The sequence below is a fragment of the Klebsiella sp. CB_Kp196 genome (genome assembly GCF_040061575.1).
GTDB classification, from domain to species: domain Bacteria; phylum Pseudomonadota; class Gammaproteobacteria; order Enterobacterales; family Enterobacteriaceae; genus Klebsiella; species Klebsiella michiganensis.
On the sequence record NZ_JBEAFH010000046.1, the window covers coordinates 16,851 to 35,555 of the forward strand.

Consider the following 18,705-nt stretch of genomic DNA (forward strand, 5'->3'; position numbering starts at 1 on the left):
CGTGGACTCCTTATGCGTTACCATAAACCGGGTTCGCTGGTGGTAATGCCTTTAAATCCGGCATGGAAAATTTTATCTACAAGGTATTTCCGCTTTACAAAGCCTCCGGCGATGAATATCACGTCAAAGCCTTTTAAATTCCGGCTAATCAATTCCAGACACTGGCAGGCATATTCAGCAGGTAAGATTTCAATAGCATCTGGCGGGTTATGCTTAACAATATCGATGGAGTGATCCAGCGAACGCGAGTCGATGAGCAATACCCGGAAGATAGTTAACAACCCCTCTTTTTTGGCATAGCGTAGGGCCGAGAGATTGGACGAAATAACACCATCAACCTTGTAGTAATTTTTGAGCAGACTGATCCCCGCCTGGTCGGGTTTAAAACCGCCCAGTAGCTCCAGGTGAATAAGCACTTTTTTGCCGCGCTGATGGCATTTGCCAATCAGCGATTGCAGGTTGCCGATATTTGCTTCGGACAGCAGTACGTATTCTGATGCGCAGGCCAGCGCCTGTTCAAAATGTTTATATTTTCTGACGGAAGGAATGATGGTGTTATTTAAGAACATATTAATATCCGATGTTATTTAGCCATGTAGAGGCTGTAGGCATCTTCCGCTGTGGCATTTTCATGGATGATGGCGTTCAGACCTGCTACTACTTTTGCCGGCTGTGGGTCCTGAGTAATATTGCGGCCCACCGCCACGCCTTTTGCACCCACCTGCATACAGTGCTGCACAAATTTAAAATAACCGTCGATGCCGGTTTTCGGGCCGCCCAGCGCGAGTACCGGCACGCCGGCCGCTTCGACGATAAGCCGATCATCTTCGGTACCGGTAAAGCGGGTTTTGATCACGTCAGCCCCCAGCTCAACGGCGATGCGGGCCGAGGCGGCGATAACGGCCGGGTTGTTGGAGTCGTCGCTGGTCACGGGATAGCCGTACGGCAGGGATTCCACGATCAGCGGCACGTTCCAGCGATCGGCGGCCTGCGCCAGCTGCATCGCCATGATGTGCGTTTTCTCTTCATTGAACGCGCCGGGGAAGGTCATACACACTACGCCTTCCGCAGCCACTTTCAGCGCATCCTCAATGGAAAAGACGGGAGTCGTATCGGGAACGGTATTATCAAAAATATTCACTGTGCTATCGACGCGTAATACAACGGGAACGCAATTGAAAACTTCGCGGAAATTTTTCAACATGCCATAAGTGACCAGCGCGCAGTCCAGGCCGCTTTCAACAAGGGCCGGAAGCTGATTTATCGTATTATCAATACCATTTGTTTTGCTTGAAAAATAGTAGCCATCCAGCGCCAGCGTGACGGATTTACCATCTTTTGCGAAAATGCGAGAGAGACGACGTTCTTTAGACATTTTTTGACTCCTGAGATAGAAAAAAACAAAAAAGGCCCTCAGAGACTTTCGTCTCTGAGGGCCTTCGATTCACTTACCCTTTTGATAATCGTTCAGTAATCCAAACCATTATCAATTAATTTTTCAGCCTGACGGGTAGGGTTTAAATGGTGTTTAATTTAAATCCGTTCCCTTGCTTGAATTAATTACTAGCATGCCTGCGTTCTTTCTGTCTAGCCGTTGTTGATAAACTGAGATGCTTATCACGAATTAAACTTGAGTTTAATCTTATCGGCGCTTGCGAATTTGAACACCAACAGCCGATTTTATTGTGCTTATGCTAAGAGTAAAAACTCTATCGTCAACTGCGCCAGCAGCAGGGCAATCAGCGCCAGCCATTTCGCCGGACGCAGCTTATGCTGCGGAATAGAGGTATTACGCAAACGCACGAACCATGGATTGTTTTTCATTATTGACGTCCTGTCCCTGATGTCTGTTAACGGGATCGACAGAAACTGAATGACGATCTAATTAGCTGATATTAATGGATTAGTCGGCAATAACCCATGAATAAATGAAGCTGGTTTAGCTTTCATTCAATAATTGGGACTCAAATCATATACAAAATAAATCAGGATAAGGGTCCGTCAATAAATGCTGTTTCAGACCCTCATCTGGCTGTCGCTTGCTGACAGGGCGTCCGCTGTCTTCAGAGTTCATGATCCCAGGGCGGGTTAGCGCCCGGCCTGGAAACCGTCACCGCTGCGGCGCGCATCCCCAGATCCACCGCCTGGCGAACCTGCTCGCGTGACAGTGTCACTAGTTTCTCTTTCTCCAGGAGCCCGGCCTGCGAGAGGCTGGCGAGAATACCGGCATTCACCGTATCGCCCGCGCCGACGGTATCGACCACCGCTACGCGAATAGCGGGCACATGCAGATGAAAATCAGCGGTCCAGGCATCAGCGCCGTCAGCGCCGCGGGTGACCACGATGAGCTTCGGCCCCCGCGCCAGCCAGCGGCCTATCACCTGATGCTCTTCGCCGGGTTCGGCAAACCAAGCGAGGTCCTCATCGGAAAGCTTGACGATATCCGCCAGCGCAATCATGCGCCTCATGCGCGCCAGGTGTTTCTGCCGGTCCGGGATGAAAATTTCACGAATATTAGGGTCGAGGAACATCACCCGACGCGGCGCTTCCCTTATCATCAGCGCTTCATAAACGCTGCCGCACGGTTCGGCGATCAGGCTGATGCAGCCGAACAGAACGGCGGAGACGTCATCCCCGAGCGTCGGCAGGTCGTTTTCAGTCAGCATTCGACCGGCGCTATTCTCATCGTAAAAGGTATAGCGGGCCTGACCGCCTACCAGCCTGACGAAGGCGAGGGTGGTGGGCAGCGGCGCGCGGGTTGAGGGCGAATAATCCACGCCGGAGGCGTCAAGCGTGTGGCGCAGCATGTCACCCATAAAATCGTCCGATAAACCGGAAAACAGCGCGACCGCCATCCCCTGGCGACCCAGGGCGACGGCGGTATTGAACGCCGCTCCGCCAACGCAGGGAGTAAAGGCGGGGGCATTCTCGCGGCTCTGACAGGGCAGCATGTCGATAAGTGCTTCTCCGCAGCAGAGGATCATGGCTTTTCTCCCTGGCTCACCGCGACCACCGGCGGAGTTTCCAGCCGATCGGCTACCTGCATCCAGTTTTCGGCAAAACGTCCGCAGGCGGTCTTGATATCGACGCCGACGGGGAGCTCCGGACACTCGTTTTCGCCGTTGCTGCCCCAGTTAACCCATCCGGACTGGCGGCGCTGGACTATCTGAAACGCGCCGGAGGGGCGGGAGGTCCACCAGATCATCGCCCGGCCGCTCGCTGAATCATACTCGACGGTTTTACTGGCTGGCCCGGGAAAGATGGTTTCATCCGCGACGGCGGAAACGTCAACGGGCGAATCGGTCAGCAGCCATTCCCGCTCGGTGAGATCGGCTCTGCGATGCGCCCGGGCGCGAACCTGGCTCAGCCGTTCGCGAATCTCCGCCTCATCGAGCACGTTCTCCCAGCGGCAGAACATCCGCCAGTAGAGATCCCAGTGGGCGGAGGCCATATCGGCGAGCTGTTCGCGGAATTCGGTAAATTTCGGGCTCTGGTTTTCCGAGGTGGTGACGGTATTGGCCACCATGGCGACCAGCTCTTCGGCATAGGGGTCGCCCGCGCGATAGCGGGTGCCGCCGTACGCCGCGAAGCGATCGAACAGCAGTTTTCCCGGGCCGCTCTCAAATTCGTCGCCGACGGTGATCTTGTTGGTCACCGAACGGCCGTTAATCACCGTTGAAAAATCATCTACGCAGTAGCGCCGCTGAAACCAGGGCGTGTTCCAGCTAAATTTCCAGTCGATGGAGAAACGTTTACCGCGCAGCTCCGGTAATAATCCGTCGGGGATCGCGCCGCGCATGCGGTAGTGATGATAGACCGGGCCTTCCTCGAGGATCTCAATATCAACGAGGGTATGCTCCGGCGGGTTTATCAGCCCATTTTCCGGGGTGAAAAACGGGCCGTAAAACCCGCCAATGGCGTTATTTCCGGAAGGAAGCAGCTCGACGTTGTCCTGCAGCGCGCGAAAATGGCGCAGCCCCCACTTGGATGCACCGACGCCCTGGGCGGTTCCCCGACACATTTCCAGATCGAAACAGCCGGTATTGAGACGGACAAAACAGTCCTTTTCCCGGCCAGGCAGCCGGTGGATACCGGCGATTTCACCGACTTCAGCCGCCGTGAGCGGGCGGTCAAGCCGCATCTTGAGGGTCCCGCTGAAGCTGACCGTCGCGATAAAAGCGGTACGGCTTGCCGACGACTCCTGCTCAAGGCGCTGGCACAGGATCCGCGCATCCTCGTCGGTAATCGCCCACCACAGGGGCTCCTGCAGTTTCTCCGGAAGAGTAAACGTAATCGGTTCGCGATCCCGGGTACCGTTCATCGGGTCCGTCAGCGTAATGTGATATGTCATGAGGGTATACTCCATTAAAATTTAAGCGTGCGAAGACCCGCCGCCAGCGCGGCGGATAAACAAAGCGTCAGGGAAAGCTAGCGGGTACGGGCGATCTCTTTTTTCCGCCAGAAGGTAAACAGCTCCGGATGCTGCTTCAGCCCGTCAATCGCCACGGCAAGAATGATGACGATGCCTTTAATCAATAGCTGGGTGAAAAAGGGCACGCTCAGCAGAATCAGGCCGGTGCTGAGTACGCCAAGAATAATCGACCCAATCAGGGTGCCGATAATCCGCCCGCGTCCACCGGCGAGGCTGGTGCCTCCCAGCACCACCGCCGCAATGGCGTCCAGCTCATATCCCGTACCCGCCGTGGGCTGGGCGGAAATCACCCTGGCGGCGAAGATAATTCCCGCCAGACCCGCGCAGACGCCGGCAATCATGTAGACCGCCGCCAGCACGCGTTTGACCCGTACGCCGGCCAGGCGCGCGGCCTGGGCGTTGCCGCCGACGGCATAGATATGACGGCCGAACCGCGTGCGCTCAAGAATGAACCACGCCAGCAGATAAACAATCAGCATAATAATGACCGGCACGGGGATACCGGCAAGATAGCCATTTCCCAGCTCGCGGAAGCTCAGGCTGCTCGACACAATAGGCTGCCCTTCGGTAATGGTGTAGGCCATACCGCGCAGGAAGGTCATCGTGCCGAGAGTGACGATAAAGGGCGCGAGAGCGAGATAGGCGGTGAGCACGCCGTTAAGCAGACCGCACAGTGCGCCCACGCCAACGCCGGCCAGAATCGCCAGCGGCGCAGGGAGCCCGGCCATCGCCGCGACCACTGAGACTACGCCGGAAACGGCGACGATTGACCCGACGGATAAATCAATGCCGCTGGTTAAAATGACGAAGGTCATGCCCGCCGCCAGAATAGCGTTGACGGAAATCGAGCGGGCGATATTCAGCAGATTATCGACGCGGTTAAAGTTTGGCGCGAAGGTGGACATCAGGATCAGCAGCACCAGCAGAACGATTAAGATCCCCACCCGATCCCACCATTTCGCAAAATCAAACGGCGCTTTGACCGGCAGTTCCGTCACAGGTTTATTGTTGTCCATGGCATTCTCCGGATTGACTGGTAAAGGTTCCTGTTGCGTGCAGCATCACTTCTTCTTCCGTGGCTGAAAACGAGGGTAACTGATGAACGATTCGCCCGCCGCGCATGACCAGCACGCGGTCGCTAATGCCGATGGCCTCCGGTAAATCGGAGGAGATCACCAGAATGGCTTTCCCGGCGCGGGCGAGCTTGTCGATCAGTTCGTAGATTTCCCTTTTGGCGCCGATATCCACGCCGCGGGTCGGTTCATCGAGAATAAGCAGCCTCGAATCGCGCAGCAGCCAGCGCGCCAGCGCCGCTTTCTGCTGGTTTCCGCCGGACAGGGCGCTGACGGGCAGTTCAACCGCATTTTCCCGCAGCCGCAGCCTGCGCATCTGCTCAAGGACGGCGGCGCGAATCGTCTTGCGTTTCACCACGCCGCCGGCGACAAAGTTATCCAGCGAGCTGATATCAATGTTGTGCTCAACCGAATGCCCGAGAAACAGTCCCTGAGTTTTGCGGTCTTCGGTCACCATCCCGATACCGTCGGCGATAGCGGCGGTGGGGTCTACCGGATTGCTCGTCCGGCCGTCAATGCGCACGCTTCCCCGGGTGCGCGGGTCGGCGCCGAAGAGCAGGCGAGCGACTTCGGTTCGCCCGGAGCCCACCAGACCGGACATGCTGACCACTTCGCCCGCGTTGACCTCAAAGGAGACCGGGCCGGTCGCACTGCCTGCCAGGTCCCTGACTTCCAGCAGTACCTTGCCGGGCGCACGCGGCTCGTGCTGATAGAGATCGACGATTTGCCGGCCGACCATCATGCGGACGATATCGGTGGTTGAGACGTTGCCGAGGATTTCCGTGCCGATCCACGTGCCGTCCCTGAAGACCGTGACCCGGTTTGCCAGCTGCCATACCTCTTCCATGCGGTGCGAGATATAGACCATCCCGACGCCATCCTGACGCATCTGCTCGATCAGCCGGTATAGCTGGAGAGTCTCCGCCCGCGACAGGGCGGCGGTCGGCTCATCAAGCACCAGCACTTTGGCGTTTTCGCTGACGGCGCGGGCGATCTCGACCATTTGCTGACGCCCGATACTCAACGAGCCGAGCGGCGCCTGCGGGTCGATGTCCGCGTTAATCCGGTCCAGCTTCTCCCGGGCCTCCCGGTGCATCCGTTTGCGATCGAGAATACCGGCGAAAGCGGTCGGTTCCTGGCCGAGAAACAGGTTTTCCGCCACCGTCATATCGGGAACCGTATTCAGCTCCTGGTGGATAATGGCGATGCCATATTTGCGGGCATCCCTGGGCGTGCGAATATCAATCTCCTGCCCGTCGATAAAAATAACGCCGCTATCGCGCTGCTCGTTACCGGAGAGGATCTTCATCAGCGTGGATTTGCCCGCGCCGTTTTCCCCCATCAGGGCATGGACCTCTCCGGCGAATAAATCAAAGCGTACGTTGTTCAGCGCCAGGGTCGCGCCGTAGCGTTTTGAAATCCCTTCCAGCCTGAGCAAGGGAGGTGATGTTGTATCGGCCATTGTCTTTGCCCTCCGGGATGAACCTGAGCGTCATCCCGTTTTTGCCTCTTAAAGTGACGAAGTGATTACCAGCCCGGATAGCTGTCGACGTTATCGCGGGTGACCAGTACGCTGGGGATCAGGACGGTATGAGAGGCGATCGGTTTGCCGTCGACCATATCCTGAGCAAGCGTGATGGCCTGGCGCACCATTTCGCCCGGATTTTGCGTTGCGGTACCGATAAACGGCGAGCCGCTGCGCTTAAGTTCTTCAACCGCTTCCGGGCTACCGTCGACGCCGGTAACTTTGATCGCGCCCGCTTTGCCCGCCTGTTCAACGGCCAGTACCGCACCGAGCGCGGAAGGATCGTTCATGCCGAAAATACCGGCGACGTCCGGATTGGCTGTGAGCATGTCGGTGGTCACCATCAGGCCGGAAGCGCGGTCGTTGCGCGATGCCTGCTGGCCGACGATTTTGATATCCGGGTATTTTTGCGCGACGTTTTTACAGCCTTTGATGCGGTCGATAATGGTCTGAATCGGCGTGCCATCCACCAGCAGCACTTTGCCTTTGCCGCCCATCTGGCTGAACAGGTATTCGCAGGAGGTTTCCCCGGCCTGGATGGCGTTGGTCATGATCGCCGCGTCTGCGCCTTTCGCGGGCGTATCGACTGCGATAACGATAATTCCGGCGGCTTTTGCCCGCTGAATGGCCGGCTCGATCCCGGATTCATCGACGGCGGAAATAATGATGAGATCCACTTTCTGCTGAATAAACGCGTCAATCTGCGTGTTCTGGTTTGCCAGATCGACCTGTGCATCCTGTACGTTAAGGGTTGCGCCGATTTGCGCCGCGGCCTGCTTAGCGTTCCTTTCCATTGCCGAGAAGAAGGGGTTGGACATGTCCTGCACCATTAAGCCGATGCGGGAGATTTTTTTGCCATCCTGCGGCGCGGCGCTGGCTGCGGGAATAAACCCTGTCATGGTGGTGATTACCGCGCTAACCGCGACAGCCAGCCATGCTTTGCGAAGTTTGGTCATATTCTGCTCCTTTCATTATCGTGTGGTATAAGGTACGGCCAGGTGTGGGGAAGCCTCAGAAATAATCCCCTGATGTTGTTTTTCGGTAGCGACTGAAATTCAGCCGTTATTTACATCGCTAAAATGATGAGCGCGTATAGCACGCAGTAGCCCGCTTTTTTGTCGGGTGGCGCCTTACCCGGCCGACGAAAACCGCAAGCACCATTTCTGTCGGCCCGTGCAGGGGAAGCGCCGCCGGGCAATGCCGTCCGGGCGATACGTTGTCAGCAATCTTTTTAATAGTTATTCATTTTCTACAGCCGCAGGACTGGCGAATAACCAGTTCGGCGGGAACTTTACGCTGGGTATTAATTTCTCCTTTTCCTTCCGGATTAATTAACTGGATAAGCATTTCAGCCGACTGCCTGCCAATCTCTTCGCTGTTTTCATTGAGCACCGTTAGCGGCGGATTTAATAGCGGCGCCCAGTCGAATTCATCGTAGGCGATAAGCGCCATATCGTTGGGGATGGCTATCTGGCGCTGCTGAAGCTGTTTAAGTGAACCCAGCAGAATAGGGTTGTTACCGGCAATAAGCGCGTCCGGCAGCGATGTCTGGCGGTCCAGGTATCGGCTCAGGGTGTCCGCAGCCGACTGCGCGTCGTTCTCCGTTTCGACAACTTCAAGCGTTGCGCCGCAGCGCTCTGCGGCCTCGCGAATACCGCGCTCGCGTTCAAAACGCGTGGTCCAGCGGTCCGGGTAGATGAGGAGCAGCCAGCTTTTATAGCCGTGCTGCGCCAGATGGTTCCCCACCAGCAGGCTGGCCTGATAATTGTCGGTCGTGACGCTGGGAAAGTTGTGTTCGCCGCGGGGAGGTGAGTCAACGAAGACGACCGGAATATCCCATTTCGCCAGCAGGCTCAGGCTTTCCGGCTGAAGCGTCACCGTCGAAATGATCCCGGCCATTCGCGACTCGATCAGGCGGTTAATCATGCGATCTTCCTGCGCGCGGTCGTAGGTACCGTTGACCGCGATATCGCCAAGCACTACGGTCCACTGCGACGGCTGCAGCATCTGCTGAATACCGGACATCAGGTTGAGGTAGTAAGAGTTCGAGGCATGGGCGGTAATCACCGCCACCGAGTCTCTGCTTGAGCGGCGTAGCGCCTGGGCCGCGCGGTTAGGTACGTAGCCGAGTTCTCGCGCCACTTTTAAAATCAGCTCCCGGCTGTCGTCAGCAACGCCATCGCCACCGTTTAGCGCGCGTGAAACGGTAAACATAGAAAATCCCGTCGCTTCACTTACATCCCGCATCGTTGCTTTACGCATATTTCGCTCTCTGCATTTATGAAATTACCCGCGATACAGACGGCTATTTCCTTGACCTAAACGTTTATGAGACTAAACATAAACGTTTAGGTTTGTTTGATCAGTGAGCCGCTTCTCGTTTTGTGAACAGAAGGTAAACAACGTCGTTTGTGAATGATTTCAATGTATTTATTGATTTAATGCATATTTAGCCCGCTTGCCGCTTTGCTACTCTTGAACGCATTCATTCACGGTCAGACAGGGTCGTCGCGTTGGAAATCTTTTTTTAACCCACTGAAAAGTATTCTCTAAATATTTTTCACATCGCAAAAATCACGGTCCGTTTTCGACGGATCCGCTTTTGTATGGGTTAAAAAAAGGTTCACCATGAAAATTACATGGAACGTCAGGCCAGTTGGCTATCAGCTGATTAGCAAGCGCTGCCCCGCCTGTCATGGGCAGCAGGATTTCACCCCATCCGGCGCCTTCCGGGTCAACTCGCAAAAGAAAGTGCTCGATGTCTGGAGTATCTATAAGTGCGTGCGCTGCGCGTATACCTGGAACATCAGCCTGTTCTCGCGTTTGCCCGTCAGCAAAATCAATCCGCAGCTCTACGCGCGACTTATCGCTAACGACAAATCTGCCGTCGAGGCTTACTCTCACGATCCGGTCGTTCTGCGGCGTAATCGCGCGGCGCTATCGGGTACGCCTGACTTTGTGGTTCAGGAAAGCTGGCGCATCAACCTTGTTCGCGCTTCTCAGGTGAGGGTGGATGTCAGGGTCACGCGCGCCTTTCAGACCAGCCTGCTGTCGGTCCTGAGACGAGCGCTGCGGCTTAGCGGTAGCGCGATCCGTCAACGTCTTCAATCGGGAGATATCGTCGGTATTACGCTAAAAGAACTGCGGGCGCCCAGGCTGCGGCCGGAGGGATATACGCTGTACATCACGAGGGAGGTTCTCCTGGCGCGCAGGCCTATTTCATTAAACGCGGGCTTAGCGCGCGGGAGACGATAGCCATTGCCCCGGATAGTTTTCTATCCGGGGAGCTGACTCGCAAAAATCGATTCGGGTTGCCGCAAGGGGCAAAATAGCCTTGCCTTTTATACTGTGAATTTATACAGTTTTTGGCGGCAGTACGGCGATAGTGTCCATCGGTACCCGGATGCTGCGACGGCAAATTCTGTTAATAAAAGGAGAGTGCGATGTCTATGGATACGCGTAAAGAAGTGCTGTTTGTCCTCATCCAGGAGTACGCCGACTGGGAGTTCGCGCTGCTGGCACCGGGGCTGCGCCGCGGTTTTGGCGTATGGGAACCGCGATACGAAGTCAGGACCGTGGCTGCCGATGAGGGGCCGGTGAGGTCAATTGGCGGGGTGCGCTGCCTGCCGGATTATACCTTCGAGACGATACCCGATGATTACGCCGCGCTGGTGCTGGTGGGCGGAATGAACTGGTGGGGAGAGGAGGCCCGGCGGGTTGTACCTTTGGTAGAACAAGCGCAGGCCCGGCAGATCGTGGTAGGCGCGATATGCGACGCTTCGGCATTCCTTGGCGCACATGGCTTTCTCGATGATGTCGACCACACCTCGAACGGGCTGGCCTACCTGCAGAGCCGGGCGGGGTCAGCCTACAGCGGCGCCGCGCGGTACAGAAACGTGCCTTCGGTTCGCGACGGCAACCTGGTGACCGCCAACGGCGTTGGCTTTGTGGATTTTACCTGCAATATGCTGTCTGCCTTAAAGGCGGCCCGTCAGGAAGAGATCGAAGCCATGAGGGAGACGTTCAGGTCGGGAATGTTTACGGAAGGCTGATGCAGACAAGCATGGCCATTTGCCGAAATCGAATCATCTGGCTGAGAGCATCCGTCGCTATATTGAGAGTTGCCAGGGTTGTTGCGCAGGGTTTCGCCATGCGCTAACCCTGCATTAACTTTCCGGCGTGGGGCTTAGTCTGCGTTTGCGTAATAAACAAACGCCAGCTTATTGCCGTCCGGATCTCTGACGTAGGCGCTGTGGAAACCTTCACCGTACTGCGGGCGGTGTCCTGGGGCGCCTTCATCACTTCCTCCCAGGCGTAGCGCCAGCTGATGCAGCTGCTGAATATGCTCAACCGAACGTGCGTTCAGGGCCACCATAGCGCCGTTGCCCGCTGTTGCCTGCTGCTGGTTGAACGGTTTGCCAACGCACAGCCCGATAGTGCGGTTTCCGCTGAATGTCCCCCACGATGCGCCTTGCTCGCTGCGGCCGCTCCGGGGCTGCCCCAGCATCTCCATCAACGGGTCGTAAAAACGAATCGCGCGCGGCAGATCGTTAGTGCCGAGCATGATGTAGGAAAACATAACTCCTCCTCATTTTTCGCCTGAAGGTTGCTGCTGCCAATCTAGCAGCAAGGCGCGAGCGCGGGCAGCCCGAGGAGCCAGAAATCATACCTCCGTCGCGATTCTTCAGCGATTTTGCCCGCGCGTGAGCCGGCTGCTCAGCTCAGATCGTGCAAATCTTTATCATTCGGCGGCAGCAGTGATATCTGGTCGAAAGTAACCCGCAGGCCGCTGCGCTGCGGCGTGCAGCACATGATGCCGACCTTCGCCGCGCCACCCGGAAAAGGGCACAGCCGCAGCAGCGGCCACAGTTGACCATCCGTTGAATACTGCAGGCGCAGCGCTTCTCCGCGGCGGGTCAGACGCAGCCAGAACTCACCGGGATCGCCCGGGAAAATACCGGTTGCCCAGTCTGATGTTCCCTGCGTCAGTACGCTACCGATAGCGGGCGCGCCGTCGTTGTACTCGATACCGGCCTTAATCCAGCGCCTGGCGTCCTGCATTAACATGATCCCTGCCTGGTCATACAGCGTACTGAAATCTGCTCGCACCCTTACCTGAAAGGTGAAATCCCCCGCGGCTTCCGTGGCGTAGATATGCCCGGAAAAACGCTCAAACCCGTACCAGGTTTCGCGCCAGAAGTCGGTTTGCGCGTCGGTGACGACGCGCAGTTCGCCGTCCTCTTCCGACCATGTCGCGGGTTCGTTAATCCATTGAAATATCTGATGCATCAGGCCTCCTGTCTTTGCTGAATAAGTGTTAAAAACCGCAGCGTGTCTTCGTCCGCCTGCTGCGCAAGGCGCGCATCCCACGCCGGACTGTCGGCATCGCAAAAGCCGTGCTGCGCATTGAACATCCGGCAGGTCACGGAGGGATATTTCTCCAGCTCGTTTTGCAGGGCGCGGGGATCGAACGCCGGCTCATGGCGGGCGAGAATCACCTGCGTTGGGCACGGAGGCGCCGCATCGCAGTACTGGCGGATCCGTGAACCGTAGTGGCAAACCGCACCGTCGCAGAGTCCGCTTCTGGCGGCCAGCCAGGCTAAGGTGGCGCCTACGCTGTAGCCGATAAGGATTAGCGTGCCGTATTTCGCTCTTAGCTCGGCCAGCAGCGACACGATGGCGGCGGTATCAAATCCGACATTATCGGAAAAGTGGCGCCAGGCCTGCTCCTGCTGCTCATAGGCGAACGGCGCAGAGTGAGGGAAAAGCGCTGGCGTGTACGCATCGAAGCCGCGGCTGCGCCAGGTCGCGGCGGATCGCTGAATATGCGCGTTGATGCCGTAGATTTCATGCAGCAGGACGATGGCTTTATCGCAATCAGGTAACATACATGCGCCTCTGGCGGATAAAATGGGTTTATCTCCGGTCGGAAGGTCAGTTTATCAAGGCTGACGCCTGTAGTATAAACATACCGCCCGGAAGATTGCTCGTGCATCCAGGTCTTTGATTTTCCTGGTCGGATCAACGTCACGATACGCCATCACATCAAAGTAACGTTGTTTTTTCAGCTTAAAGTCTATCCAGTTAGCGAGACCGTATGAATGTAACCCGTGCCGACATGGCCGATCTTGTCTATTTTTTCGCCATAGCCCGCCATCAGAGTTTTAGTAAAGCTGCCGTTGAACTTGGGGTGAGCGCATCGACGCTGAGCCACGCGATCAAGGGATTTGAGGCGCGGCTGGGCGTGCGTCTGCTGAACCGCACGACCAAAAGCGTTTCCCTGACGGCGGCAGGCGAGAGTCTGGCCAGCACGGTAAGCGAGCCGCTCGCTTCAATCGATGTCGCGATTGAACAGCTCAACCAGTTTCGCGACTCGCCTGCGGGACATATTCGGCTCAACGTCGCCGTCGAGGCGGCCACGCTGCTGCTGGCCCCGGTCCTGTCTGTTTTTGCTGAACGTTACCCCGATATTGAGCTGGACATCGTGGCCAGCAACCGCATTGTTGATGTAACGGAAGCGCGGTTTGACGCAGGGATCCGCTATGGCGGAACCGTGCCTGAAGATATGGTGGCGCAGCGGCTGTCCGCCGATGTGCGCTGGGTGGTCGCCGCATCCCCGGAATATCTTGCCCGCTTTGGCGAGCCCCGGCATCCTCACGATCTTCAACAGCACCGCTGCGTCAGCAATCGTCTGGGAAACAACCGCATTTATAAATGGGAGTTTGAACGTGGCGAAGAGCAGCTCACCGTCAAAGTACCGCCGCTGTTAACGGTCGATCTGGCCGAGACGGGCGTGGTGGCCATTCTGCAGGGGTTTGGCCTGATGTACCTGCCGGAACCGCTGATAGCAGAGCACGTCAGCGCAGGGCGCCTGCGTCTGGTGCTGACCGACTGGGCCTCATACGGACCGGGATTCTATATCTATTACTCCAGCCGTCATCAGGTTCCCACCGGGCTGCGCCTGTTAATCTCCCTTGTGCGGGAAATGAAGCCGCTCGGTCTGTAGCCCGATTGATGAAAATAACTCACAGCCCCATTCGATAGCGAGGGCTGGCTCCTTCTTATTCCGCGCCTTACCCTGTGGCAAAAGAGAAGGAGAGCTTGATGAACTATTCGCACCGCTGTATTCCCGGTCTGTTCTGGCTTTTGGCCGTCACCGCATTTCTGTTTAGCTTTACCTCTACCAGCCGCGCGGCAGAGGCTAACACGCTGGTTATCGTCTCTCATCCGTATCCCGAGCAATCGGTCATGACCAAAGGTCTTGAGGCCGCAGCGCAAAGCGTACCCGGCGTGACCGTACGCAATCTCGAGGCGCTTTACGGTTTTGACACCCGAAATATCAATGCCGATGAAGAGCGACGGCTCATGCGGGAACACTCGCGCATCGTTTTTATCTTCCCGACCCACTGGTTCAACATCACTCCGATGATGAAGGCCTGGCTGAACGATACCTGGGGCAGCGTAGGGCCGGGAGTATGGCAGGGCAAAGAGATGCTGATTGTCACGACGGCCGCAGGCGGTGACGCGACATACGGCGAGACCGGGCGAACGGGCGTCAGCCTGGCCGACGTCTTTACGCCAATGAAGGCCAGCGCGCTGCATGCGGGAATGACCTGGCTGCCTCCGCTGGTTTTTCAGCGCGCCAGCCGCGATCAACTGCCTGAATACCAGCGTCAACTGGTGGAAAGGCTGAAGAATTAACGTGCCGGGAAGGTGTTCACAATGAAAGCTTTTATTGCCGTAGCTGCAATGTCGTTAATGCTGGGCGCGCCAGCCCTGGCAGAAGAAAAAAGAGGTGAAAAAATGGCTCCACGTAGTCCATCCGTATTGTCCGCTGAGGATATTCAAACCGTCGCGCCGGCGCTTGCCCGTTTCGGCAGCGAGGTGCTGATAGGGGATCTCTGGCAGAGAACAGAACTCTCGCGTCGCGACCGCAGCATCGTGACCGTGGCGATTCTTATCGCCCGTAATCAGCCGGCGGAGCTAAAACATAACGTTGAAGTTGCTCTGGATAACGACGTCACGGCGGCTGAAATCTCAGAGATCGTCACGCATCTGGCTTTTTATTCCGGCTGGCCCAACGCGATGGCCGCCGTTGCGGTGACGAAAGATATTTTTGTCGCGCGCGGCATTGGCCGCGAGCAGCTGGCTGCTGCCTCCCCGGAGCTGCTCCCTCTTAATCAGGCGGCGGAGAACCAGCGTTCAACAACCGTAGAACAGAACTTCGGCGCGATTTCTCCTGGACTGGTGAAGTTTACGACTCAACCGCTGTTTCTTGACCTGTGGCAGCGACCGGGGCTGAAGCCGCGCGACCGCAGCCTGGTCACGGTCAGCGCGTTGATTGCCGCCGGGCAAAGCGCGCAAATTGGCTACCACCTTAACCGGGCGATGGATAACGGCCTCACCGCACAAGAGGCGGGGGAGATCGTTGCGCATGCCGCTTTCTATGCCGGCTGGCCAAATGCCTTTTCGGCGGTAGCGGTGGTGAGTGAAGTCCTGCGCGCTCGTGGCCTGGCAGGGTGAGCGGATGTTCAACTCTCTTAGCGTCACGTTATTGATTTTTATTGCTACGACGGGGGCGGCATTTGCCGCCGGGCGGGAGAACGCGGTGAAGATTCAGTTTGAGTTCAATGGCGCCACGGTTGTCGGCTCGCTGGATGAGAGCGCAGCGGCTAATGAGTTCCTGGCGCAGCTGCCGATGACGGTGAAGCTCGAGGATTATGGTTCCACGGAAAAAATCGCCTGGCTGCCGACGAAACTGCGCCGCGCGGACTCTGGCGCCTCAATGACCCCACGGCGCGGCGACATCGCCTATTACGCGCCGTGGGGCAATCTGGCCATTTTTCGCGAGGATTTTCGCCACTCCCCCGGGCTGATAAGCCTCGGGCGGATAGAGGAGGGCCTCGTCGCGCTCGACCAGGCAGGAGCCGAAACGGTAACCATCCGGCGTTATTAAGTTCGTCCTGCGTTAAATTTTCCTTTCTGCATGCTTAAATGGGCTGTTTACAGCCCATTTATCGGATACAAAGCGAACGCTCAGTATCGACAAAAATCATCTACACTTTTCCAGCCAGGTCATTTTCACACCTAACGAGACGCTATCGTCCGGACATAGCATCCCGCCTTAAGACCCGACCCACTGCAGGCGTCAGGCCCGCAGCCTTGTTTTCTCACGAGAGGAGTTTGTAACATGGCATTTGTGACAACCAAAGACGGCGTCAATATCTTCTTTAAAGACTGGGGCCCGAAGGAGGCGCAGCCGATCGTATTCCATCATGGCTGGCCTTTAAGCGCCGATGATTGGGATAACCAGATGCTGTTTTTCCTGGCAGAAGGGTTCCGGGTGATTGCGATTGACCGACGCGGTCATGGTCGTTCAGATCAGGTGAGTGACGGTCACGATATGGAGCATTATGCCGCCGATGCCTCAGCGGTGGCGGAGCATCTGGATCTGCATAACGCCGTACATATCGGGCATTCCACCGGCGGTGGGCAGGTTGCGCGCTACGTTGCGCAGTATGGTCAGCCGCAGGGGCGCGTGGCCAAAGCGGTGCTGATCAGCGCGGTTCCGCCATTGATGGTAAAAACGGAGAGTAATCCGGGCGGTACGCCAATCGAGGTGTTTGATGGTTTTCGCAAAGCGCTGGCCGCCAACCGCTCGCAGTTTTATCTCGACGTAGCGTCCGGGCCGTTCTACGGCTTTAACCGTGAAGGCGCGGAGGTGTCCCAGGGCACGATTCAGAACTGGTGGCGGCAGGGCATGACCGGTAGCGCAAAAGCGCACTATGAGGGGATTAAGGCGTTTTCTGAAACCGACCAGACCGAAGATTTAAAAGCCATTACGCTGCCGGTGCTGGTGATGCAGGGCGATGACGACCAGGTTGTGCCTTATCAAAACGCCGCGATACTGCAGGATAAGCTGCTGCCGAACAGCCAGCTAAAAATTTATCCCGGCTTTCCGCACGGTATGCATACCTCGCACGCCGATGTGATTAACGCCGATCTGCTGGCGTTTATTCGCTCGTAGCCTGGTGCTATAAGAAGGCCGCCATCCGGCGGCCTTATCGTTTACATCAGGCTTTCATGCTGGAGGATTTTGAGCATTTCGTCCTTCAACATAAGTTTTTCTTTCTTCATCTGTACAAGCTCGAGACTGTATCCTTTGCCATCGACTCCTTCTATGCGCGAAATGTCGTGATCGAGTGCATTATGTTTTTCGAATAGCGACTGAAAGCGCGGATGCGTGGTTTTCAATCGAGAAATCAGCTCTCTGTATTCTGGAAACATGTACCTTCCTTGTTGATGGTGAAAAGTGTGTACGCTGACACACACATTCAGATTACCCATATGAATAAAATGGTAATGCGAACGAAGTCGCGTTTATGTTACGTACCAATGAAATCTCAGGGGCCGGAAGCGGCCTGGAGGCATAGATGACAGTTGAAGAACCCACCGTTGCGCTGATCGGTCCGGGCGCAATTGGTACCACCATCGCCGCGGCGCTGCACGAGGTTGGCCGTACGCCTCTGGTATGCGGCCGCCGCGCGCACCCGCAGCTGTCGCTGCGTTTTGATGGCGGAAATATTGTGGTGCCGGGGCCGGTCTTGACGGAACCGGCCTCGGTCGCCGCGCCGTACGACCTGGTATTTGTGGCGGTAAAAGCGACACAAATTGCGGCTATTGAACCGTGGCTGCAAGCGCTGTGTCACGATCGAACGGCAGTCTGCGTGCTCCAAAACGGCGTTGAACAAAAAACGCTGTTCGCGCCGTACGTGGCGGAAGCGGCTGTGCTGCCATCGGTCGTCTGGTTCCCCGCGCAGCGTGAACCTGAAGCGTCAGTCTGGCTGCGGGCGAAACCGCGCCTGACGCTGCCGGATGTTGAGGGGGCCGAGCGGGTGCGGCACGCGCTACGGGACACGCGCTGTGAAGTGGATATCAGCGCGGATTTTCTCTCCGTTGCGTGGCGCAAACTGCTGCAGAATGCGGTCGCCGGTCTGATGGTGCTGGCGGGGAGGCGGGCAGGGATGTTTGCCCGCGACGATATCACGGCGCTTGCTTTAGCCTATTTGCAGGAGGGGCTGACGGTGGCGCGCGCCGCAGGCGCCAGCCTGGACGACGGCGTGCCGCAGGAAATTCTCACCGGTTTTCACCGTGCGCCTCCGGATTTAAGCACTTCAATACTGACGGATCGCGAGGCCGGGCTGCCGCTGGAGTGGGATATTCGCAACGGGGTCGTTCAGCGATATGGCCGTATTCACCATATCCCCACGCCGTTAAGCGATCTGATTGTGCCGCTGCTGGCCGCCGCCAGCGACGGGCCGGGCTAAAGGCGCGGGACGCCGGCGTGATAACGTTCCCCGGGATCAGATTGATTCCGCCAGCCGGTCGACAACCACTTTGCCGCTATTATCAAACTGGGTGATGCGGTAATTCACGCAATAGGAACGGCGGGTGGTAAATTGATTGAATAACGCCACCCGGCCTTTTTTATCACCATTTTTATTCACAATAATCCATTCGGTGACGTCCGTTGAATTCACTTTACCGCTGCTGGCGTCCTGTTGTTCGACCAGACGATCCTCTTTTTCTACCTTCAAAAAATCACGTAACATTTATTTATCTCCGCTCATCATTGTTTTTAACAATACTCTTTTTATCGATTCATTCAATTAAAC

General features: G+C 56.7%; 22 protein-coding genes. 8 read left to right on the forward strand and 14 right to left on the reverse strand.

Annotated elements, in window-relative coordinates; genetic code table 11:
• Positions 1–17: 17 nt before the first annotated feature.
• The 9 genes from ABLU87_RS14720 to ABLU87_RS14760 form a co-directional block, all read right to left on the reverse strand.
• Positions 18–569 carry a glycerol-3-phosphate responsive antiterminator gene (locus tag ABLU87_RS14720; protein ID WP_004851068.1) on the reverse strand — a complete coding sequence of 184 codons (552 nt, stop codon included), beginning with the start codon at positions 567–569 and terminating at the stop codon, positions 18–20.
• Positions 570–583: 14 nt separating this feature from the next.
• Positions 584–1,375 (reverse strand): phospho-2-dehydro-3-deoxyheptonate aldolase, encoded by a 792-nt coding sequence (locus ABLU87_RS14725; RefSeq protein WP_004851066.1) that lies wholly within the window; start codon positions 1,373–1,375, stop codon positions 584–586.
• A 314-nt stretch (positions 1,376–1,689) separates the two neighbouring features.
• Entirely contained in the window at positions 1,690–1,824 is a 135-nt protein-coding gene (locus ABLU87_RS14730) for a hypothetical protein (RefSeq protein ID WP_265091133.1), read from the reverse strand.
• A gap of 239 nt (positions 1,825–2,063) precedes the next feature.
• A complete protein-coding gene (locus ABLU87_RS14735) occupies positions 2,064–2,984 on the reverse strand; it encodes a carbohydrate kinase (protein WP_122116779.1) in 921 nt (306 codons plus the stop codon).
• Entirely contained in the window at positions 2,981–4,351 is a 1,371-nt protein-coding gene (locus ABLU87_RS14740) for a hypothetical protein (protein ID WP_109240381.1), read from the reverse strand. The genes ABLU87_RS14735 and ABLU87_RS14740 overlap by 4 nt, the downstream gene beginning before the upstream one ends.
• Positions 4,352–4,428: 77 nt before the next feature.
• Positions 4,429–5,448: a ribose ABC transporter permease gene (locus ABLU87_RS14745; RefSeq protein ID WP_004851056.1), complete on the reverse strand. Its 1,020-nt coding sequence runs from the start codon at positions 5,446–5,448 to the stop codon at positions 4,429–4,431.
• Positions 5,435–6,967, reverse strand: a complete 1,533-nt coding sequence (locus ABLU87_RS14750) for a sugar ABC transporter ATP-binding protein (protein WP_049070539.1) — start codon at positions 6,965–6,967, stop codon at positions 5,435–5,437. Before ABLU87_RS14750 ends, ABLU87_RS14745 begins: the two co-directional genes overlap by 14 nt.
• 65 nt (positions 6,968–7,032) lie before the next feature.
• Positions 7,033–7,986, reverse strand: a complete 954-nt coding sequence (locus ABLU87_RS14755; RefSeq protein WP_014229437.1) for an ABC transporter substrate-binding protein — start codon at positions 7,984–7,986, stop codon at positions 7,033–7,035.
• Positions 7,987–8,272: 286 nt separating this feature from the next.
• Positions 8,273–9,292, reverse strand: coding sequence for a LacI family DNA-binding transcriptional regulator (locus ABLU87_RS14760; RefSeq protein WP_025106276.1), 1,020 nt, complete (start codon positions 9,290–9,292; stop codon positions 8,273–8,275).
• A 366-nt stretch (positions 9,293–9,658) separates the two neighbouring features.
• On the opposite strand from ABLU87_RS14760, the gene ABLU87_RS14765 reads away from it, so the two are divergent.
• Both ABLU87_RS14765 and ABLU87_RS14770 read left to right on the forward strand, forming a co-directional pair.
• Complete coding sequence (locus tag ABLU87_RS14765; protein WP_122116780.1) at positions 9,659–10,285, forward strand: DUF1062 domain-containing protein; 627 nt, start codon at positions 9,659–9,661, stop codon at positions 10,283–10,285.
• 188 nt (positions 10,286–10,473) lie between these two features.
• A complete protein-coding gene (locus ABLU87_RS14770) occupies positions 10,474–11,082 on the forward strand; it encodes a DJ-1/PfpI family protein (protein WP_122116781.1) in 609 nt (202 codons plus the stop codon).
• Between the two features lie 134 nt (positions 11,083–11,216).
• On the opposite strand, the gene ABLU87_RS14775 is transcribed toward ABLU87_RS14770, so the two are convergent.
• The 3 genes from ABLU87_RS14775 to ABLU87_RS14785 all read right to left on the reverse strand — a co-directional run bounded on the left by ABLU87_RS14775 (position 11,217) and on the right by ABLU87_RS14785 (position 12,918).
• Positions 11,217–11,609 (reverse strand): VOC family protein, encoded by a 393-nt coding sequence (locus ABLU87_RS14775; protein WP_014229433.1) that lies wholly within the window; start codon positions 11,607–11,609, stop codon positions 11,217–11,219.
• A 137-nt stretch (positions 11,610–11,746) separates the two neighbouring features.
• A complete protein-coding gene (locus ABLU87_RS14780) occupies positions 11,747–12,319 on the reverse strand; it encodes a DUF1349 domain-containing protein (RefSeq protein WP_004851043.1) in 573 nt (190 codons plus the stop codon).
• Positions 12,319–12,918 (reverse strand): dienelactone hydrolase family protein, encoded by a 600-nt coding sequence (locus tag ABLU87_RS14785; RefSeq protein ID WP_088168224.1) that lies wholly within the window; start codon positions 12,916–12,918, stop codon positions 12,319–12,321. Before ABLU87_RS14785 ends, ABLU87_RS14780 begins: the two co-directional genes overlap by 1 nt.
• Positions 12,919–13,127: 209 nt before the next feature.
• Between ABLU87_RS14785 and ABLU87_RS14790 the strand changes: the two genes are divergently transcribed.
• The 5 genes from ABLU87_RS14790 (at position 13,128) to ABLU87_RS14810 (ending at position 17,057) form a co-directional block, all read left to right on the forward strand.
• The gene (locus ABLU87_RS14790) at positions 13,128–14,036 is read left to right on the forward strand and encodes a LysR family transcriptional regulator (RefSeq protein ID WP_122116782.1); all 909 of its coding nucleotides are present in this window, start codon (positions 13,128–13,130) and stop codon (positions 14,034–14,036) included.
• A 98-nt stretch (positions 14,037–14,134) separates the two neighbouring features.
• Complete coding sequence (locus tag ABLU87_RS14795; protein ID WP_014229429.1) at positions 14,135–14,731, forward strand: NAD(P)H-dependent oxidoreductase; 597 nt, start codon at positions 14,135–14,137, stop codon at positions 14,729–14,731.
• Between the two features lie 21 nt (positions 14,732–14,752).
• Positions 14,753–15,553, forward strand: coding sequence for a carboxymuconolactone decarboxylase family protein (locus tag ABLU87_RS14800; RefSeq protein ID WP_122116783.1), 801 nt, complete (start codon positions 14,753–14,755; stop codon positions 15,551–15,553).
• Positions 15,554–15,557: 4 nt separating this feature from the next.
• Entirely contained in the window at positions 15,558–15,986 is a 429-nt protein-coding gene (locus ABLU87_RS14805) for a cyclophilin-like fold protein (RefSeq protein ID WP_042945212.1), read from the forward strand.
• 234 nt (positions 15,987–16,220) lie between these two features.
• Positions 16,221–17,057 carry an alpha/beta hydrolase gene (locus ABLU87_RS14810; RefSeq protein ID WP_032694956.1) on the forward strand — a complete coding sequence of 279 codons (837 nt, stop codon included), beginning with the start codon at positions 16,221–16,223 and terminating at the stop codon, positions 17,055–17,057.
• A 41-nt stretch (positions 17,058–17,098) separates the two neighbouring features.
• On the opposite strand, the gene ABLU87_RS14815 is transcribed toward ABLU87_RS14810, so the two are convergent.
• On the reverse strand, positions 17,099–17,317 hold the full coding sequence (locus tag ABLU87_RS14815; RefSeq protein ID WP_004102179.1) for a YdcH family protein: 219 nt from the start codon (positions 17,315–17,317) through the stop codon (positions 17,099–17,101).
• 146 nt (positions 17,318–17,463) lie between these two features.
• On the opposite strand from ABLU87_RS14815, the gene ABLU87_RS14820 reads away from it, so the two are divergent.
• Complete coding sequence (locus ABLU87_RS14820; protein ID WP_122116784.1) at positions 17,464–18,357, forward strand: oxidoreductase; 894 nt, start codon at positions 17,464–17,466, stop codon at positions 18,355–18,357.
• A gap of 36 nt (positions 18,358–18,393) precedes the next feature.
• Here ABLU87_RS14820 and ABLU87_RS14825 read toward each other — a convergent pair whose 3' ends face one another.
• A complete protein-coding gene (locus ABLU87_RS14825) occupies positions 18,394–18,642 on the reverse strand; it encodes a hypothetical protein (RefSeq protein ID WP_014838528.1) in 249 nt (82 codons plus the stop codon).
• Between the last annotated feature and the right edge of the window lie 63 nt (positions 18,643–18,705).

Bases quoted from the DNA above. Each gene is read 5' to 3' on its own strand.
- ABLU87_RS14730 (WP_265091133.1), bottom strand. From the start codon at position 1,824: ATGAAAAACAATCCATGGTTCGTGCGTTTGCGTAATACCTCTATTCCG.
- ABLU87_RS14745 (WP_004851056.1), bottom strand. From the start codon at position 5,448: ATGGACAACAATAAACCTGTGACGGAACTGCCGGTCAAAGCGCCGTTT.
- ABLU87_RS14740 (WP_109240381.1), bottom strand. From the start codon at position 4,351: ATGACATATCACATTACGCTGACGGACCCGATGAACGGTACCCGGGAT.
- ABLU87_RS14760 (WP_025106276.1), bottom strand. From the start codon at position 9,292: ATGCGTAAAGCAACGATGCGGGATGTAAGTGAAGCGACGGGATTTTCT.
- ABLU87_RS14755 (WP_014229437.1), bottom strand. From the start codon at position 7,986: ATGACCAAACTTCGCAAAGCATGGCTGGCTGTCGCGGTTAGCGCGGTA.
- ABLU87_RS14785 (WP_088168224.1), bottom strand. From the start codon at position 12,918: ATGTTACCTGATTGCGATAAAGCCATCGTCCTGCTGCATGAAATCTAC.
- ABLU87_RS14800 (WP_122116783.1), top strand. From the start codon at position 14,753: ATGAAAGCTTTTATTGCCGTAGCTGCAATGTCGTTAATGCTGGGCGCG.
- ABLU87_RS14810 (WP_032694956.1), top strand. From the start codon at position 16,221: ATGGCATTTGTGACAACCAAAGACGGCGTCAATATCTTCTTTAAAGAC.
- ABLU87_RS14775 (WP_014229433.1), bottom strand. From the start codon at position 11,609: ATGTTTTCCTACATCATGCTCGGCACTAACGATCTGCCGCGCGCGATT.
- ABLU87_RS14770 (WP_122116781.1), top strand. From the start codon at position 10,474: ATGTCTATGGATACGCGTAAAGAAGTGCTGTTTGTCCTCATCCAGGAG.
- ABLU87_RS14725 (WP_004851066.1), bottom strand. From the start codon at position 1,375: ATGTCTAAAGAACGTCGTCTCTCTCGCATTTTCGCAAAAGATGGTAAA.
- ABLU87_RS14820 (WP_122116784.1), top strand. From the start codon at position 17,464: ATGACAGTTGAAGAACCCACCGTTGCGCTGATCGGTCCGGGCGCAATT.
- ABLU87_RS14780 (WP_004851043.1), bottom strand. From the start codon at position 12,319: ATGCATCAGATATTTCAATGGATTAACGAACCCGCGACATGGTCGGAA.
- ABLU87_RS14720 (WP_004851068.1), bottom strand. From the start codon at position 569: ATGTTCTTAAATAACACCATCATTCCTTCCGTCAGAAAATATAAACAT.
- ABLU87_RS14765 (WP_122116780.1), top strand. From the start codon at position 9,659: ATGAAAATTACATGGAACGTCAGGCCAGTTGGCTATCAGCTGATTAGC.
- ABLU87_RS14790 (WP_122116782.1), top strand. From the start codon at position 13,128: ATGAATGTAACCCGTGCCGACATGGCCGATCTTGTCTATTTTTTCGCC.
- ABLU87_RS14805 (WP_042945212.1), top strand. From the start codon at position 15,558: ATGTTCAACTCTCTTAGCGTCACGTTATTGATTTTTATTGCTACGACG.
- ABLU87_RS14815 (WP_004102179.1), bottom strand. From the start codon at position 17,317: ATGTTTCCAGAATACAGAGAGCTGATTTCTCGATTGAAAACCACGCAT.
- ABLU87_RS14750 (WP_049070539.1), bottom strand. From the start codon at position 6,967: ATGGCCGATACAACATCACCTCCCTTGCTCAGGCTGGAAGGGATTTCA.
- ABLU87_RS14795 (WP_014229429.1), top strand. From the start codon at position 14,135: ATGAACTATTCGCACCGCTGTATTCCCGGTCTGTTCTGGCTTTTGGCC.
- ABLU87_RS14825 (WP_014838528.1), bottom strand. From the start codon at position 18,642: ATGTTACGTGATTTTTTGAAGGTAGAAAAAGAGGATCGTCTGGTCGAA.
- ABLU87_RS14735 (WP_122116779.1), bottom strand. From the start codon at position 2,984: ATGATCCTCTGCTGCGGAGAAGCACTTATCGACATGCTGCCCTGTCAG.